General features: G+C 69.0%; 15 protein-coding genes. 9 read left to right on the forward strand and 6 right to left on the reverse strand.

The genetic code is table 11. The annotated features are described in order from the left end of the window. Positions 1-5: 5 nt before the first annotated feature. Complete coding sequence (locus AC6LJ5_RS27680; protein WP_498142193.1) at positions 6-1175, forward strand: alpha-hydroxy acid oxidase; 1170 nt, start codon at positions 6-8, stop codon at positions 1173-1175. Between the two features lie 149 nt (positions 1176-1324). Further along, a complete protein-coding gene (locus tag AC6LJ5_RS27685; protein WP_498142187.1) occupies positions 1325-2497 on the forward strand; it encodes a metallophosphoesterase in 1173 nt (390 codons plus the stop codon). Between the two features lie 74 nt (positions 2498-2571). Here AC6LJ5_RS27685 and AC6LJ5_RS27690 read toward each other — a convergent pair whose 3' ends face one another. Continuing rightward, positions 2572-3027, reverse strand: coding sequence for an Lrp/AsnC family transcriptional regulator (locus AC6LJ5_RS27690; RefSeq protein WP_103274199.1), 456 nt, complete (start codon positions 3025-3027; stop codon positions 2572-2574). A 92-nt stretch (positions 3028-3119) separates the two neighbouring features. On the opposite strand from AC6LJ5_RS27690, the gene AC6LJ5_RS27695 reads away from it, so the two are divergent. Together AC6LJ5_RS27695 and AC6LJ5_RS27700 are read left to right on the forward strand one after the other, a co-directional pair. Further along, a complete protein-coding gene (locus AC6LJ5_RS27695; protein WP_233772419.1) occupies positions 3120-4319 on the forward strand; it encodes an MFS transporter in 1200 nt (399 codons plus the stop codon). Between the two features lie 97 nt (positions 4320-4416). Then, entirely contained in the window at positions 4417-5367 is a 951-nt protein-coding gene (locus tag AC6LJ5_RS27700) for a Dyp-type peroxidase (RefSeq protein WP_498142194.1), read from the forward strand. Between the two features lie 17 nt (positions 5368-5384). On the opposite strand, the gene AC6LJ5_RS27705 is transcribed toward AC6LJ5_RS27700, so the two are convergent. Continuing rightward, positions 5385-6284 carry a LysR family transcriptional regulator gene (locus AC6LJ5_RS27705; protein WP_498142188.1) on the reverse strand — a complete coding sequence of 300 codons (900 nt, stop codon included), beginning with the start codon at positions 6282-6284 and terminating at the stop codon, positions 5385-5387. A 183-nt stretch (positions 6285-6467) separates the two neighbouring features. Here AC6LJ5_RS27705 and AC6LJ5_RS27710 point away from each other — a divergent pair, with 183 nt between their 5' ends. After that, positions 6468-7796, forward strand: coding sequence for an aspartate aminotransferase family protein (locus tag AC6LJ5_RS27710; protein ID WP_498142189.1), 1329 nt, complete (start codon positions 6468-6470; stop codon positions 7794-7796). Positions 7797-7872: 76 nt separating this feature from the next. After that, on the forward strand, positions 7873-8886 hold the full coding sequence (locus AC6LJ5_RS27715; protein ID WP_498142190.1) for an amino acid ABC transporter substrate-binding protein: 1014 nt from the start codon (positions 7873-7875) through the stop codon (positions 8884-8886). A 52-nt stretch (positions 8887-8938) separates the two neighbouring features. On the opposite strand, the gene AC6LJ5_RS27720 is transcribed toward AC6LJ5_RS27715, so the two are convergent. The 3 genes from AC6LJ5_RS27720 to AC6LJ5_RS27730 form a co-directional block, all read right to left on the reverse strand. Further along, positions 8939-9418, reverse strand: a complete 480-nt coding sequence (locus AC6LJ5_RS27720) for a hypothetical protein (protein WP_498142191.1) — start codon at positions 9416-9418, stop codon at positions 8939-8941. 396 nt (positions 9419-9814) lie between these two features. Then, a complete protein-coding gene (locus tag AC6LJ5_RS27725) occupies positions 9815-10027 on the reverse strand; it encodes a YbdD/YjiX family protein (protein WP_103274196.1) in 213 nt (70 codons plus the stop codon). A gap of 16 nt (positions 10028-10043) precedes the next feature. Further along, positions 10044-12131, reverse strand: coding sequence for a carbon starvation CstA family protein (locus AC6LJ5_RS27730; RefSeq protein WP_103274195.1), 2088 nt, complete (start codon positions 12129-12131; stop codon positions 10044-10046). Positions 12132-12444: 313 nt separating this feature from the next. On the opposite strand from AC6LJ5_RS27730, the gene AC6LJ5_RS27735 reads away from it, so the two are divergent. The 3 genes from AC6LJ5_RS27735 (at position 12445) to folE (ending at position 15162) form a co-directional block, all read left to right on the forward strand. After that, on the forward strand, positions 12445-13866 hold the full coding sequence (locus tag AC6LJ5_RS27735; protein ID WP_103274194.1) for a cache domain-containing protein: 1422 nt from the start codon (positions 12445-12447) through the stop codon (positions 13864-13866). Next, complete coding sequence (locus AC6LJ5_RS27740; RefSeq protein ID WP_103274193.1) at positions 13863-14519, forward strand: response regulator; 657 nt, start codon at positions 13863-13865, stop codon at positions 14517-14519. Before AC6LJ5_RS27735 ends, AC6LJ5_RS27740 begins: the two co-directional genes overlap by 4 nt. A gap of 97 nt (positions 14520-14616) precedes the next feature. Continuing rightward, on the forward strand, positions 14617-15162 hold the full coding sequence (gene folE / locus AC6LJ5_RS27745) for a GTP cyclohydrolase I FolE (protein WP_103274192.1): 546 nt from the start codon (positions 14617-14619) through the stop codon (positions 15160-15162). Positions 15163-15236: 74 nt separating this feature from the next. Here folE and AC6LJ5_RS27750 read toward each other — a convergent pair. Then, positions 15237-15852 (reverse strand): enolase C-terminal domain-like protein (locus AC6LJ5_RS27750; RefSeq protein ID WP_498142192.1); only part of this gene is annotated, 616 nt, incomplete at its 5' end.

Below are 15852 nucleotides of genomic sequence, written 5' to 3' on the forward strand. Positions count from 1 at the left end.
GTCCCCTGCCCCGCGCCCTGGCGCGCATGCTGTCGCTGGACGACTTCGAGCAGGCCGCGCGCCGGCGCCTGCCGCGCCCCATCTTCGGCTACATCGCCGGCGCGGCCGAGGACAACCAGTCGCTGCGCGCCAACCGCGACGCGTTCGCGCGCTACGGCTTCGTGCCGCGCGTGCTGGTGAACGTATCGGCCCGCTCGCAGCAATTCGACCTGTTCGGCCGCCGCTACGACGCGCCGTTCGGCATCGCGCCCATGGGCCTGAGCGCGCTGTCGGCCTATCGCGGCGACATCGTCCAGGCCCGCGCCGCGCGTGCGTCCAACATCCCCGCCATCCTCAGCGGCACCTCGCTGATTCCGCTTGAAGACGTGATCCAGGCCGCGCCCGGCACCTGGTTCCAGGCCTATCTGCCCGGCGATCCGGCCCGCATCGACGCGCTGGTCGAGCGCGCCCGCAAGGCCGGCTACGAGACCCTGGTGCTGACCGTGGACATTCCCGTGTCCGCCAATCGCGAGAACAATGTGCGTACCGGCTTCTCCACGCCGCTCAAGCCCAGCCTGCGGCTGGCCTGGGACGGCCTGACCCGGCCGCGCTGGCTGGCCGGCACCTTCCTGCGCACGCTGCTGGCGCATGGCATGCCGCACTTCGAGAACTCCTTCGCCACGCGCGGCGCGCCCATCCTGTCGGCCTCCGTGCTGCGCGATTTCTCGGCGCGCGACCACCTGAGCTGGGAGCACGTGGCCCGCATCCGCCGGCAATGGCCCGGCGCGCTGGTCATCAAGGGCATCCTGCATCCGGACGACGCGGCCCTGGCGCGCGAGCATGGCGTGGACGGCATCATCGTCTCCAACCATGGCGGCCGCCAGCTCGACGGCGCGGTGCCGCCGCTGCTGGCGCTGCCGGGCGTGCTGGACGCTGCCGGCGACATGCCGGTGATGCTGGACAGCGGCGTGCGCCGGGGCGGCGACGTGCTCAAGGCGCTGGCGCTGGGTGCGCGCTGCGTGTTCGTGGGCCGACCCTTCAATTACGCGGCCGCCATCGGCGGCGAGGCCGGCGTGGCGCACGCCATCGGCCTGCTGCGCGCCGAAGTCGACCGCAACATGGCCATGCTCGGCATCAACCGGCTCGACGAGCTGCATCCCGGCCTGCTGCGCCGCGACGAGTTGCCAGGGCGCTGACTCCGCCATGGCGGCGCGCGCGGCCGCAGGCGCCGCGCGCCTGCCGCAACCCGCTGGCGCGAGCGTCACGGCCCCCCGGACATCTCCGGGGCATAGAATGGCAATTCCCTTGCTACGCGCCTGCCTCGCGGGCGCTCCGGTGCCGCCCCGTGTCCCTACGCCAATCCTCGTTTTTCCTGCGCTTTCTCACGCTGGGCGCGCTGGCCCATCTCTACGTCGGCGCCCGCCTCATTCCCGACGGACTGCATCACGGCCCCAGCGCGGCCGCGGCCGTGCTGGCGCTGGCGCTGTCCTGCATCCTGATCCCGCTGGGCATGCTGGCCCGGTCCTCGGCGCGGCCACCCTGGGGCGACCGGATCGCCTGGGTCGGGCTGATCACGATGGGCCTGTTCTCGTCGCTGTTCGTCTTCACCGTGCTGCGCGACGCGCTGCTGCTGATCCTGTGGCTGGCCAGCCTGGCGGGCCTGGAATTGGGCTGGACCGCGCTGCGGCAGGCCTCGGCCTGGTGGGTGGCGACGCTGGCGCTGGCCGCCACCATCGTGGGCTTCGTCAATGCGCGCCGGCGCGCCCGCGTGGTCACGGTGGACGTGCCCATCGCCGGCCTGCCGCCCGACCTGGACGGCTTCACCATCGTGCAGATCAGCGACATCCACGTCGGCCCCACCATCAAGCAGCGCTACGTGCAGGCCATCGTGGACGCGGTCAACCAGGAATCGCCGGACCTCGTCGCCATCACCGGCGACGTGGTCGACGGCAACGTCGAACAGCTGGCCGCGCAGGCCAGCCCGCTGGGCCAGCTGCGCGCGCCTCATGGCGTGTATCTGGTGACGGGCAACCATGAATACTATTCGGGCGCCGCGCCCTGGGTCGCGGAATTCCGCCGCATGGGGCTGCGGGTGCTGATGAACGAGCACGCGCTGATCCATCCGTCCGGACTGCCGATGATCATCGCCGGCGTCACCGACTACAGCGCCGGCGCCTTCGATCCCCACCAGCGCAGCAATCCGGCGGCGGCCCTGGCCGGCGCGCCGGCCGATGCCTGGCCACGCATCCTGCTGGCGCACCAGCCGCGCAGCGCGGCCGCCGCCGAGCCGCTGGGCTACACCCTGCAACTGTCGGGCCACACGCATGGCGGGCAGTTCTTTCCCTGGGGCTTCTTCGTGCGCCTGCAGCAGCCCTATACGGCCGGGCTGCACCGGCACGGCAGGATGTGGATCTACGTCAGCCGGGGCACCGGCTACTGGGGGCCGCCCAAGCGGCTGGGCGCGCCGTCCGAGATCACGCGGCTGCGCCTGCGCGCGGCGCCGGGCCCCCGCGTCTGACGGCGCACCGGCCGGGGGCCGCGCCACGCCGGCCGACCCGGGCCGGCTCGCCACGCTCCCTGACGGGCCAGCGCTCAGGCGTCGTCCGGCAGCGGACCGCGCTCCAGATAGCTGGTCAGCGCGATGTCGCTGGTGGTGTTGGTGATGCCCTCGATCTTGTGGATGCGCGCCAGCAGCTGCTCCAGCGCCTGCGTATCGCTCACGCGCACCTTGAGCAGCATGGCGCTCTTGCCCGTGATGGTGTGGATTTCCTCGACCTCGTTCAGCTCGGCCAGGCCCAGCACCTGCTGGGTGATGGTCCAGTTGTTGGTGTCCACGTGGACGAAGGCCAGCAGCGGCCGGCCGATCTTCGCGCCGTCCAGCCTGGCGGCGATGCCCTTGATCTGGCCATCGCGCTTCAGGCGCTTGACGCGCTCGTGCACGGCCGGCGCGGACAGGTTCAGCAATTTGCCCAGTTCGGCATAGCTGGGCGTGGCGTCGGCGGCCAGCAGCGTTAATAGTTTTCGGTCGCGCTCGTCGAGATCTGACATCGGAATCGGGTTACGCCGAATGGCGTTCAAACTTTTATGGAATAAAGGATTATCGGTGTAAACCCTTATTTTATTCAAATAAAATTCGGAGAATGCAGAATCGCAACACCCGCAGCCCCGTTCCCGCCCTGATGTTCGCCGTCAGCGTCGTGGGATCCAACGGCCTGGCGCTCAGTCCCATTCTTTCCGACGTGGCCCGGTCGTTCTCGACCACCCCGCTCACCATCAGCACGGCCATTTCCGCCTATGGCGCCGCCACCGCCGCCAGCGCCTTCTTCCTGGCCGCGCGCATCGACCGCATCGGCATCCGCCGCACACTGCTGGGCGGCATGCTGGCGCTGATCGCCGCGCTGCTGCTGTCGGCCGCCGCGCCGCACTGGCTGGCGCTGACGCTGGCCCAGGCCGTGGCCGGCACGGCCGCCGGCGTCATCCTGCCCGCCGCCTACGGCTCGGCCTCGCTGATCGCGCAGCCCGGCCAGGAGGCGCGCACGCTGGGCCGCGTCATCGCCGGCTGGTCGGTATCGCTGGTGGCCGGCGTGCCGCTGTCGGCGCTGATTTCCGACGCCATCGGCTGGCGCGCCACCTATGGCGTGCTGGCGCTGTGCGCCGCCGTCGCCCTGTTGGGCCTGCGCCGCCTGCCCGAACGCCGCGCCGCCCATCCCGCGCCGCTGCGCCTGTCGCGTCTGTTGGCGCCGCTGTCGTACCGCGACGTGCCGGCGCTGCTGCTGGGCTGCCTGGCGTTCTCGTCCGCCTTCTACGGCGTCTACGCCTTCCTGGCCGACCACGTGCGGCGCCTGCTGGCGCTGTCGGCCGGACAGGTCGGTTTCATCGCCTTCGCCTACGGCGCCGGCTTCATGCTGTCGGGCCTGCTGGGCGCGCGGCTGATCGAACGCCTGGGCCCGCGCCGCGCGCTACCGCTGGCGCTGGGCGCCGCCGCTCTGGTCTACCTGGCGCTGCTGCCCGCCGCGCGGGCGCTGCCGGCCGTGCTGCTCATCGCCGCCGTCTGGGGCGCGGCCTCGCAGCTGTGCCTGAACCTGCTGGTGCTGCTGCTGTCGCGCGCCCGCCCCGAGGAACGCGGCGCGGTGCTGGGCCTGAACACCTGCGTCACCTACCTGGGCGCCAGCCTGGGCACCGCCGTCGCCGGCACGCTGTACACCCATGCCGGCTTCGCCACGCTGGCCCTGTCGGCCAGCGGCGCCGTCGCGGTCGCCGCGCTGGGATTGCACTGGCGCCTGAACGCGCGCCGCGCGGCGCGCGTTCAAGGCAGCACCGAAGCCCGCGCCAGCGCCTGATGCGCCCAGTCTCCAGGCCCCGCCGTCCAGCGGGGCTTTTTTTCGTCCCGGTCGGCTATGCTGCCGTTGCGCGCGGCTCCGTGACATCGCCGCGCCCATCACTATCAAGGAAGACAGAGTGACCGCCACCACGCCCCAAGCCGTCGACGCCCGACTGACCCGTTCCGCCATCTTCCTGGTGGCCACCCTCAACCCCGGCCCGGATGCCGAGGCCGCCGCGCGCGGCCTGTGCGCCGATATCGCCGGCCTGACCCGCAGCGTGGGCGTGCGCGCCGCCGACGACACGCTGTCCTGTGTCATGGGCATCGGCTCGCAGGCCTGGGACCGCCTGTTTGGCGCGCCGCGCCCGAAGGAACTGCATCCGTTCCGTGAGATCAACGGCGTGCATCACGCCCCCGCCACGCCCGGCGACCTGCTGTTCCACCTGCGCGCCGAGCGCATGGACCTCTGTTTCGAGCTGTCCACGCTGATCATGGCGCGGCTGGAAGGCGCGGTGACAGTGGCCGACACGGCCCAGGGCTTCAAGTATTTCGACGACCGCGACCTGCTCGGCTTCGTCGACGGCACGGAAAACCCGGTGGCCCAGGCCGCGCGCGACGCCACGCTGATCGGCGACGAGGACGAGGCGTTCAAGGGCGGCAGCTACGTCATCGTGCAGAAGTACCTGCACGACATGAAGAAGTGGGACGAGATCCCGGTCGAGCAGCAGGAGAAAATCATCGGCCGTAAGAAGCTGTCCAACGTCGAGCTGGACGATGCGGCCAAGCCCAGCTACGCGCACAACGTGCTGACCGTCATCGAGAAGGATGGCGAGGAACAGCCCATCCTGCGCGACAACATGCCCTTCGGCGACGCCGGCAAGGGTGAATTCGGCACCTACTTCATCGGCTACGCGCGCTCGCCCTCGCGCATCGAGCGCATGCTGGACAACATGTTCCTGGGCAACCCGCCGGGCAACTACGACCGGCTGCTGGACGTCAGCCGCGCCGTGACGGGTTCGCTGTATTTCGTGCCGCCGGCGGATTTCCTCGAAGAGGCCGGAGAGTAAGTCCCACGCGCGTCCGCTCAAGCCGTGGCGGACGCGCCGCAGGCCTGCATGCGCTGCCACAGCCGGTTGACGGCCGGCCGCGTGCAGGCCTTCTGCTTGTAGGCCAGCATGGCCACTTCGACATCCCAGTCGCGGCTGGCCAGCGGCGCAAGGCCGGATGCCTGGTCCACCGAGCTTTCCGCCAGCCACGCCACGCCCAGGCCCTGCGCCGCCAGATCGCGCAGCACGTCCGACATCTCCGACTCGAACACCCGCGTTCCATGCAGCGGCCGCGCCGCGCCGTCGATGGCGGCCTGGATCAGGCGCGCGAAATAGACGCTGGACGAATACATCAGCAAGGGCACCGGCGCTTGCGGCGTGCCCGGCAAGTCCCAATCGCGGGACGCGACCCGCGATTGGGCCGCGTAGGGCCGGATAATGTCGCCGCCCAGCGTCAGGCAGTCGAAGCGCGCCAGATCCAGCGGCAAGGGCTGGGCTGCCTGGTGATAGCAGACCAGCAGGTCGATGGCGCCCGCCGTGAAGGCCGACACCGTATCGTGCACATTGCCGGTCAGCAGCGTGCAGCTGCAAGCCTGTTCGGCGTCCCATTGCCGCCACCAGCCCGGCAGCCGCGTGGTGGCCAGCGCATACGGCGCGGCCAGCCGGATCTGATTGCGCCCCGGCGCGCCGCCGATATCCGCGCGGGCCTCGGCCAGCTGGTTGATCAGTTCGATCGCGGTGGCGCGAAAGCGCTCGCCCGCGTCGGTAAGCTGGGTCGGATAGGCGTTGCGGTCGATCAGCCGGGCGCCCAGCCACTGCTCCAGGCTCTGGATGCGGCGGCTGAACGCCGCCTGCGACAGGTTGCGCAGCTCGGCCGCCCGCGTGAAGTTGCGCACCTCGGAAAGCGTGACGAAGTCCTGCAGCCATCTGGTGTCCATCGTGTTCCCCTTGTTCCGGCCGGTCTTGCGCCAGCCGTGCGCGCGCCATGCGTGAGGCGCAATGCCGATGCGTCCGGCGCATGACGCCGCATGCGCGCTTCGCATTGGACGCCCACGCCCGCGCCGGAGAGACTGTCCGCCAGCGTCTCCGTCGGCGAGCCGCGGATTTCAGGGAGTTTATACATGGACGAGAATCTCAGGGCGGCGGCCAGGGAATACATGGTGCGCTACGGCGGCGACACCTTCCCCAACCTGTTCCGCTCGGCGCGCGGCACCGTGGTGCGCGACGACACCGGACGCGAGATCCTGGATTTCACCTCCGGCCAGATGTGCGCCACCATCGGCCACAACCACCCGGCCATCGTCGAGGCGGTGCGGCTGGCGGGCGAGAACGCCTTCCACCTGTTCAGCGGCATGATCCCCGAGGTGGTGGCGCGGCTGGCCGCCACGCTGGCGCGCGACTGGATGCCGCCAGGCCTGTCCAAGTCCATCTTCGTCAACACCGGATCCGAAAGCAATGAAGTGGCGCTGCGCATGGCCAAGATGCACACCCAGGGCTACGAGATCCTGGCGGTGGGCGGATCCTGGCACGGCGTGACCGGCGGCGTCAGCGGCGTGTCCTACGCCAGCGACCGCAAGGGTTACGGCGTGCACGTGCCGGGCGTGTACGTCATGCCGGAACCGAACATGTACCGCCCCTATATCGAGGGCATGGACCCCGAGGCCTCGGCCCTGGCCTGCCTGGAGATCGGCCTGAAGATGTTCGACATGGCCAGCGCCGGCCGCGCCGCCGCCATCATCGTCGAGCCGGTGATCAGCGCGGGCGGCGTGCTGGTGCCACCGAAGTCCTATATGCAGGCCCTGCGCCGCGCGGCCGACCAGCGCGGCATGCTGCTGATCTTCGACGAGGCGCAGACCGCGTTCGGGCGCATCGGCCACCGCACGGCGGCGGACTTCTTCGGCGTCACGCCCGACATCATGAGCCTGTCCAAGACCATGGGCGGCGGCCTGCCGCTGGCGGCCACCGTCACCACGCCCGCCATCGAGCAGGACATCCACCAGAAAGGCTTCACCTTCTATACCAGCCATGTGTCGGACCCGCTGCCGGCCACCGTGGGCCTGGCGGTGCTGGACACGCTCAAGCGCGAACACCTGATGGAGCGCGCGCGCACCCAGGGCGCCTATCTGCGCGGCCGCCTGCTGGCGCTGCAGCAGCGCCACGAAGCCATAGGCGACGTGCGCGGCGAAGGCCTGCTGCTGGGCGTGGAACTGGTGCAGGACCGCGCCACCAAGCAGCCCTTCCACGAGCTGGGCGCGCTCACGACCCAACGCTGTTTCGAGCTGGGACTGAGCATGAACATCCGCCGCCGTCCCGAGCGCGGCTCGGTCTGGCGCATCGCCCCGCCGCTGACCGTGTCCAACGACGAGATCGACCGCGCCGTCGCCATCCTGGACCAGGCCCTGACGGAAAGCCAGGACGCGCTGGCCGCCAGGCACCGCAAGGCCGGTTGAACGCCGGCCGTCGTCCGCGTCATCCCTTGCGCGCCGCCAAAGGCGGCCGCAAGCCCTAATACCAGGAGGACACCTCATGAACCTGTTGCGATCCGCCGCGCTGCTGGCGCTGGCCTGCGGCCTGGGCAGCGCCCATGCCGGCCCCACGCTGGACGCGGTCAAGAAGAAAGGCTACGTGCAGTGCGGCGTGTCCACCGGCATCCAGGGCTTCTCTTCCGTGGACGCCAAGGGCGCCTGGCACGGCCTGGACATCGACATGTGCCGCGCCATCGCGGCGGCGGTGTTAAACGACGCCTCGCGCCACAAGGTCACGCCGCTGACCACGCAGCAGCGCTTCACCGCGCTGCAATCGGGCGAGGTGGACGTGCTGACGCGCAATGCCACGCCCACGTTGGCGCGCGACACCACCCTGGGACTGATCGGCGTGGCGGTCAACTACTACGACAGCCAGGGCGTGATGGTGTCGCGCAAGCTGGGCGTCAAGCGGCTGCGCGAACTGGACGGCGCCACCATCTGCGTGCAGCCCGGCACCGTCACCGAGCTGGACCTGGCCGACTGGTTCCGCGCCAATTCGCTGTCGTTCAAGCCCGTGGTGATCGAGAAATACGACGAAATCGTGCGCGCCTTCGCCGCCGGCCGCTGCGACGCCTTCACTTCCGACAAGTCCCAGCTGGCCGCATCCCGCACCACGCTGGAGCATCCCGCCGACTACCAGATCCTGGACGAGAACATCGCCAAGACGCCGCTCGGTCCGATGGTGCGCCAGGGCGATGAAAGCTGGTTCAACATCGTGCGCTGGTCGCTCAACGCCATGCTGGAGGCCGAGGAATTCGGCATCGGCTCGGCCAACGTCGACCGGATGCTGGACAGCCGCAATCCCAACGTGCAGCGCATCCTGGGCGCGGCGCCCGGCATGGGCCGCAACCTGGGCGTGGACGACAAATGGGCCTACAGCATCATCAAGCAGGTCGGCAACTATGGCGAGAGCTACGAGGCCAACCTGGGCATGTCCAGCCCCATGCGGCTGCCGCGCGGGCTGAACGCGCAATGGCGCGACGGCGGGCTGATGTACGGCTGGCCGATACGCTGATGCGCTGTCCCGCAGGTGCATTCAAGGAAGACTCGACCCCGGACCGCGCCTATCAGGCGATGGCGGCCAGCATCGCCTGATAGGCATTGAGCCGGATCTTCTGATCGTCGCGGTTCATCTCGCTCATGACATCGTTGTAGGCGATGGTCCGCAGCGACTCGATTTCAGCGGCATCCGTCTTCCGGGCCTCGGCCAGCAGCGGCAGGATCTGCTCCGCGCTCAATCCCTGCGCCCTGGCCAGGAGTTCGTCGTACTTCCTGATGTCCAGCTCATTCGGCGCCGCCTTATCGGCCGGACGGATGACGATGACCATCGCGCCGAACACGGCGGCGACCACAGCCCCCGATATCGATACCCAGACGGGAAACCGAGTGCTCATCGCCGACATGACGCCCGCGCCGCCAAGCATCGCCAGAAAGGTCGAGAACGCCTGGATGCGTCGATACAGTCTCGCCGTGCGCTGAGCCAGGCGCTGCGCGTATCGGATCTCCCCAAGCACTTGATCCTTGGTCTTGATGGTGGTTTCGCTCATGCTCGCCTCCTATCGTAGTGGTGGTGGGTCTGGGGGCTGCGGCGCTGGAACCGGCCGCGGCGGTACGTGCCCCTTCACGGAATAACTGAAACAAGACACCCGGTCAACTCCAAAGATCCCGTACATGCTCGCATCCTAGCCAGATACGGGGGCATGCGCGAGCATCAATCGCAGACAGGATTACCCACTCCCGCACGCCGGCATTCCTTTGGATCCGGCGCGGACTCGACCACGATCCACGCAGGCTTCATGGGTGGCGCGCATGAAAAATGCCCCCCACGCCGCGCGCACTGCGTGCGCTTGCTGCCCCCCCGAGGGGGGCGCTTTTCATCTTGGGGCGGCCCGTCGATGAAAAAAGGCGACCCGAAGGCCGCCCAGGGGGGAATCCCGAAGGAATCAGCAGCAGCCGATCCGCTTCTTGCCGCCGTAACGGGCGTCCTGCCGTTCGCGGAAGAACGCCTCGTAGCTCATCGGCTCCTGATCCGGATGGGTGGCGCGCATGTGCTCCACATAGGTCTCGTAATCCGGCACGCCCACCATCAGCCGGAGCGTCTGCCCCAGGTAACGGCCGGCGGCGCCGGCGGCGGAAGTCATGTTGGAAAACAGCATGCGGCCTCCGTCAGGTTCAGTCCGCGCCGGCCGCCGCGGCGCTGGGCAGCGGTTCGTACGGCGTTTCGCGCGAGGTCGGGCGGTTCTCGGCGCGGGCGCGCAGCGCAGCCCGGATGCCGAAAGTCACCGTGCTGATCACCACGAACATGAAGATCGCGCACAGACCGGCGTTGATGTAGTCGTTCAGCACCACGCGCGACATCTGCTCCAGCGACTTGGCCGGGGCCAGCACCTTGCCTTCGGCGATGGCGGCGTTGTACTTGGCGGCGTGCGCCAGGAAGCTGACCTTGGGGTCGGCGGCGAAGATCTTCTGCCAGCCGGCGGTCAGCGTGCAAGCCAGCAGCCACAGCGTCGGCAGCACGGCGACCCAGGCGTAGCGCTCGCGCTTCATCTTGAACAGCACCACGGCGCCCAGCGTCAGCGCGATCGCGGCCAACATCTGGTTGGCGATGCCGAACAGCGGCCACAGCGTGTTGATGCCGCCCAGCGGATCGACCACGCCCTGGTACAGGAAGTAGCCCCAGGCCGCCACGCACAGGCCGGTGGCGATCAGGTTGGCCGGCAGCGACTCGGTGCGCTTGAGCGAGGGCGCGAAAGTGCCCATCAGGTCCTGCAGCATGAAGCGGCCGGCGCGGGTGCCCGCGTCGACGGCGGTCAGGATGAACAGCGCTTCGAACAGGATGGCGAAGTGATACCAGAACGCCATCATGGACGGGCCGCCGATGGCCTGGTGCAGGATGTGCGCCATGCCCACGGCCAGCGTCGGCGCGCCGCCGGCGCGCGAGATGATGGTGCTCTCGCCCACGTCCTTGGCGGTCTGCACCAGGTCGGCCGGCGTGATCACGAAGCCCCAGCTGGACACCACCTGGGCGACCTGGTCCGGCGTCGTGCCGATGACGGCGGCCGGGCTGTTCATGGCGTAGTAGATGCCCGGCTCGATCACGCAGGCGGCCACCAGCGCCATGATGGCGACGAAGGATTCCATCAGCATGCCGCCGTAGCCGATGTAGCGGGCCTGGGTCTCGTTCTCGATCAGCTTGGGCGTGGTGCCCGAGGAGATCAGCGCGTGGAAGCCCGACACCGCGCCGCAGGCGATGGTGATGAACAGGAACGGGAACAGGTTGCCCGACCAGACCGGGCCGGAACCGTCGACGAACTGGGTCAGCGCGGGCATCTTCAGCTCGGGCGCGACCACGACGATGCCGATGGCCAGGCCGACGATGGTGCCGATCTTCAGGAAGGTCGACAGGTAGTCGCGCGGGGCCAGCAGCAGCCACACGGGCAGCACCGAGGCGATGAAGCCGTAGACGATCAGGATCCAGGTCAGGCCCTTGCCGTCGAAGTCGAACAGCGGACCCAGCACGGGATGCGCGGCCACGTCCTGGCCGAACACGATCGCGGCCATCAGGCCGACGAAGCCGATGATGGACACTTCGCCGATCTTGCCCGGGCGGATGTAGCGCAGGTAAACGCCCATGAAGAGCGCGATGGGAATGGTGGCGGCCACCGTGAAGGTGCCCCACGGCGAATGCGTCAGCGCCTTCACCACGATCAGCGCCAGCACGGCCAGGATGATGACCATGATCATGAAGGCGCCGAACAGCGCGATCACGCCCGGGATCTTGCCCAGCTCGGACTTGACCAGATCACCCAGCGAACGGCCGTCGCGGCGCGTCGAGATGAACAGGATGGTGAAGTCCTGCACGGCGCCGGCGAACACCACGCCGGCCAGGATCCACAGCATGCCGGGCAGGTAGCCCATCTGCGCGGCCAGCACGGGGCCGACCAGCGGGCCTGCGCCGGCGATGGCGGCGAAGTGGTGGCCAAACAGCACGTGCTTGTTGGTGGGCACGTAGTCCAGGCCGTCATTGTGCTTCCAGGCCGGCGTCATGCGCGTCGGATCCAGCTGGAAAACCTTCTTGGCGATGAAGCGGCTGTAGTAACGGTATGCGATCAGATAGACGCATACGGCGGCGATCACCACCCATAGCGCATTGATGGTTTCCCCTCTGGCCAACGCCACGGTGCCCAGCGCGAACGCGCCCAGTACCGCGACAGCCAGCCAGACCAGGTGTTCACCCAGTCCCTTGCTGCTGGTTTGCATAAGTGCTCCTCTAGCCTCCCGCCATGCTTTTGGCGTGAAACGCTTTTTTCGTCTCGCGGAAGGCAGACTCGTTGTTGTGGGTGGGCTTACGCACGCGTCCGCCCGGCGCCAATGTCGGCGCGGGCGTTAGTATTTCGGTTTGCCCAGGCGCCAACAAGCGCGGAACTACGCAATGCCGCTACGTAGTACTACGCAATGCGCCGCAGCATAAAATGCCGTAATCCCTGCAATTTCCGATCCAAATCCTGCAATCGTCCCTCTATCCGGGAATGACGCAACGCAACATTTCACGTTCCGCCCGCTTACCGTTCCCATGAAACTGCGCCTGAAGATCCTGCTGCTGGCCGCCGTCCCCCTGCTGGCGGCGATGGCCGCCATCACGGTCGCCGTCTACCTGCAGGGGCTCAAGCTGGCGCAGATGGAAAAGCAGGTGGTGGAAACCGCCTGGCTCGGCAGCAAGGAAAGCGAGCTGCGCCATTACGTCAGCCTGGCCTACAGCGCGGTCGCGCCGCTGCAGGAGGCCGGCGACGACCCGGCCACGCGCCAGCGGGCGCTGGACCTGCTGGCGCAGATGGAATTCGGCCGCGACGGCTATTTCTTCGTCTATGACCTGCAGGGCAGGAACCTGATGCACCCGCGCCAGCCCGAACTGGTGGGCCAGGAGCTCTGGGACCTGCGCGACACCCAGGGCCAGCCCGTGATCCAGAACCTGCTGGCCGCGGCCCGGCGCGGCGGCCAGCACGGCGAAGCCGTGCACTATCTGTGGGAACGGCCGTCCACCCGCCAGAACGAGGAAAAGCTCGGCTATGTGGTGGTGCTGGAGCGCTGGGGCTGGATGCTGGGCACCGGCATCTACCTGGACGACGTCAACCAGGCCCTGCAGCGCATCGACGCGGCGGCGCAGGCCAACATCCGCGACATGTTCGCCTGGGTCGCCGGCATCGCCGCCGTCTGCATCCTGGGCGTGGCCGCCTGCGGGCTGGCGCTGAACATCAGCGACCACCGCCAGTCCGACGCCAAGCTGCGGCTGATGGCGCGGCAGCTGGTGCGGACCCAGGAAGACGAGCGCGCGCGCCTGTCGCGCGAGCTGCACGACGGCATCAGCCAGGTGCTGGTGTCGATCAAGCTGTCGCTGGAGGCGGCGCGCGAGCGGCTGCGCCAGGCGCTGGGCGCCGAGCCGCGCGCGCTGGCCCATATCGACGCCCCGCTGGGCGGCGCGCTGGACCGGCTGAACAATGCCGTGGGCGAGGTGCGCCGCATCTCGCACAACCTGCGCCCCACCCTGCTCGACGACCTGGGCCTGCCCGCCGCGCTGGAACACCTGGGCCGCGAATTCTCGCAACCCAGCCAGCACGGCGTGACGCCCCTGGCGGTGCGGCTGCACACCGACGGCCACCCGGTGAAGTTGCCCGACGCCTACGCCACCGCGCTGTTCCGCGTCACCCAGGAAGCGCTGACCAATGTGCTGCGCCACGCCGGCGCCACCCGCGCCGAGATGGTGCTGACCTACGGCGCGCGCGACCTGACCCTGAGCATCGCCGACGACGGCCACGGCTTCGACCACGCCGAAGTGCAGCAGGATCCGCGCCGGGGCATAGGCCTGCGCAACATGCGCGAGCGCATGGCGGCCCTGTCCGGCACCCTGGTGCTGCACTCCGGCGTCCAGGGCACCCTGTTGAAAGCCTGGCTGCCGCTGCCGGCCGGCGCCACCTCCTCCCCGACCCACGACGCATGACCCGCCATAACGAAACCACCCGCCTGCTGCTGATCGACGACCACCCCCTGGTGCGGGACGGGTTGCGCCTGCGCCTGGAAACCGTGCCCGGCCTGGCCGTTATCGGCGAGGCCGGCAACGCCGCCGCCGCGCTCGCCTTCCTGCGCGGCTGCCTGGCCGAGGAGCCGGACGGCGGCACCCTGCCGCACCTGGCGCTGATGGACCTGAACATGCCGGGCGTGGGCGGACTGGAGCTGGCCGCGCAGCTGCACGAACGCTATCCGCAGATCGCGGTGCTGGTGCTGTCCATGCACGACAACCCGGAATACATGCTGCAGGCGGTGCGCGCGGGCGCGCGCGGCTACCTGCTCAAGGACGAGCCGGCGCAGGAAATCATCACCGCCATCGACGCCGTCATGGCCGGCCGCAGCTATTTCAGCGCCGCCGTCGCCGTGCGGCTGTCGCAGGCCAGCGCCCCCGCCACCCTGCTGACCCAGCGCGAGCGCGACGTGCTGCGCCACATCGCCGAGGGCCATGCCAACAAGCAGATCGCGCAGGCGCTGAACCTGTCGGTGCGCACGGTGGAAACCCACCGGCTGAACATCAAGCGCAAGCTCGGCATCGACGGCCAGGCCGAGCTGATCAAGTACGCGGTCGAGAACCGGGTGCTTTGAGAACAATCGGCCCCGACGCCCGCTCGCGCTGGGGTAGACTTGCGGGCAGACAACACGATCCGGCCGCCAGGCCAGCCCAGCATTGCCAGGAGTTCCCATGTCCATGGAAAAGCATTACACCGCCATCCTCCAAGAATTGGGGGAAGACCCCGCGCGCGAGGGACTGGCCGACACGCCGGCGCGCGCCGCCAAGGCCATGCGCCACCTGTGCCGGGGCTACGGGCAGAACCTGGACGAGATCGTCAACGGCGCGCTGTTCACCTCCAACACGCGCGAGATCGTGCTGGTCAAGAACATCGAGCTGTACTCGCTCTGTGAACACCACATGCTGCCCTTCATCGGCAAGGCGCACGTCGCCTACCTGCCCAACGGCAAGGTGCTGGGCCTGTCCAAGGTCGCCCGCATCGTCGAAATGTACGCGCGCCGCCTGCAGATCCAGGAAAACCTCAGCCGCCAGATCGCCGAGGCCGTGCAGCAGGTGACCAACGCCGCCGGCGTGGCCGTGGTGCTGGAAGCCCAGCATATGTGCATGATGATGCGCGGCGTGGAAAAACAGAACTCCTCCATGGTCACGTCCGTGATGCTGGGCGAATTCCACGACAACCCTTCCACCCGCGCCGAGTTCCTGAGCCTGATCCGTTAAGGGTTCCGGCTGTCGGATGCCGGGCCGCCCGGGCCCGGCCCTCGGTCCGGCTCCAGGCGGGCTGGCCCGCGCAATCAGCCGTGGCGGCTGCGGTGCCGCGCCAGCCGCTCTATCCCCGCCCAATCCCAGTCTATGCCCAGGCCCGGCGCCTGCGACGGCACGCCGTGGCCGTCCTCGATGCGCATGCCCGATTGCGTGATCAGGTCCAGCTGCGGGATGTATTCCAGCCAGCGGCTGTTGGGCACCGCGCAGCACAGCGCCACGTGGATCTCCATCAGGAAGTGCGGGCAGACCGGCACGTTGTAGGCCTCGGCCATGTGCGCCACCTTCAGCCACGGCGTGATGCCGCCGATGCGACCCACGTCCACCTGCACCACCGAGCAGGCGTCGCTCTGCAGATAGTCCTTGAACTGCGACAGGCTGTACAGCGACTCGCCCACCGCGATCGGCACCGTGGTCGAGGCCGACAGCCGCCGGTGCGCGTGCACGTCGTCGGCGTGGATCGGCTCTTCCAGCCAGGCAATGTCCAGCGGCTCGAAGGCGCGCGCGCGGCGGATCGCCTCGGGCACCGAAAAGCCCTGGTTGGCGTCCACCATGATGTCCCAGTCGTCGCCCACGGCCTCGCGCACGGCGGCGATGCGCGCCACGTCCTCGGCCACATGGGGCCGCCCGACCTTGAGCTTGGCGCCA

It is taken from the genome of Achromobacter sp. 1011791174, from assembly GCF_059760925.1.

Excerpts from the sequence above, each read along its gene's own strand:
- AC6LJ5_RS27740 (WP_103274193.1), top strand. The coding sequence starts at position 13,863 with ATGACCCGCCATAACGAAACCACCCGCCTGCTGCTGATCGACGACCAC.
- AC6LJ5_RS27710 (WP_498142189.1), top strand. The coding sequence starts at position 6,468 with ATGGACGAGAATCTCAGGGCGGCGGCCAGGGAATACATGGTGCGCTAC.
- AC6LJ5_RS27715 (WP_498142190.1), top strand. The coding sequence starts at position 7,873 with ATGAACCTGTTGCGATCCGCCGCGCTGCTGGCGCTGGCCTGCGGCCTG.
- AC6LJ5_RS27720 (WP_498142191.1), bottom strand. The coding sequence starts at position 9,418 with ATGAGCGAAACCACCATCAAGACCAAGGATCAAGTGCTTGGGGAGATC.
- AC6LJ5_RS27695 (WP_233772419.1), top strand. The coding sequence starts at position 3,120 with ATGCAGAATCGCAACACCCGCAGCCCCGTTCCCGCCCTGATGTTCGCC.
- AC6LJ5_RS27690 (WP_103274199.1), bottom strand. The coding sequence starts at position 3,027 with ATGTCAGATCTCGACGAGCGCGACCGAAAACTATTAACGCTGCTGGCC.
- AC6LJ5_RS27730 (WP_103274195.1), bottom strand. The coding sequence starts at position 12,131 with ATGCAAACCAGCAGCAAGGGACTGGGTGAACACCTGGTCTGGCTGGCT.
- folE (WP_103274192.1), top strand. The coding sequence starts at position 14,617 with ATGTCCATGGAAAAGCATTACACCGCCATCCTCCAAGAATTGGGGGAA.
- AC6LJ5_RS27725 (WP_103274196.1), bottom strand. The coding sequence starts at position 10,027 with ATGCTGTTTTCCAACATGACTTCCGCCGCCGGCGCCGCCGGCCGTTAC.
- AC6LJ5_RS27705 (WP_498142188.1), bottom strand. The coding sequence starts at position 6,284 with ATGGACACCAGATGGCTGCAGGACTTCGTCACGCTTTCCGAGGTGCGC.
- AC6LJ5_RS27735 (WP_103274194.1), top strand. The coding sequence starts at position 12,445 with ATGAAACTGCGCCTGAAGATCCTGCTGCTGGCCGCCGTCCCCCTGCTG.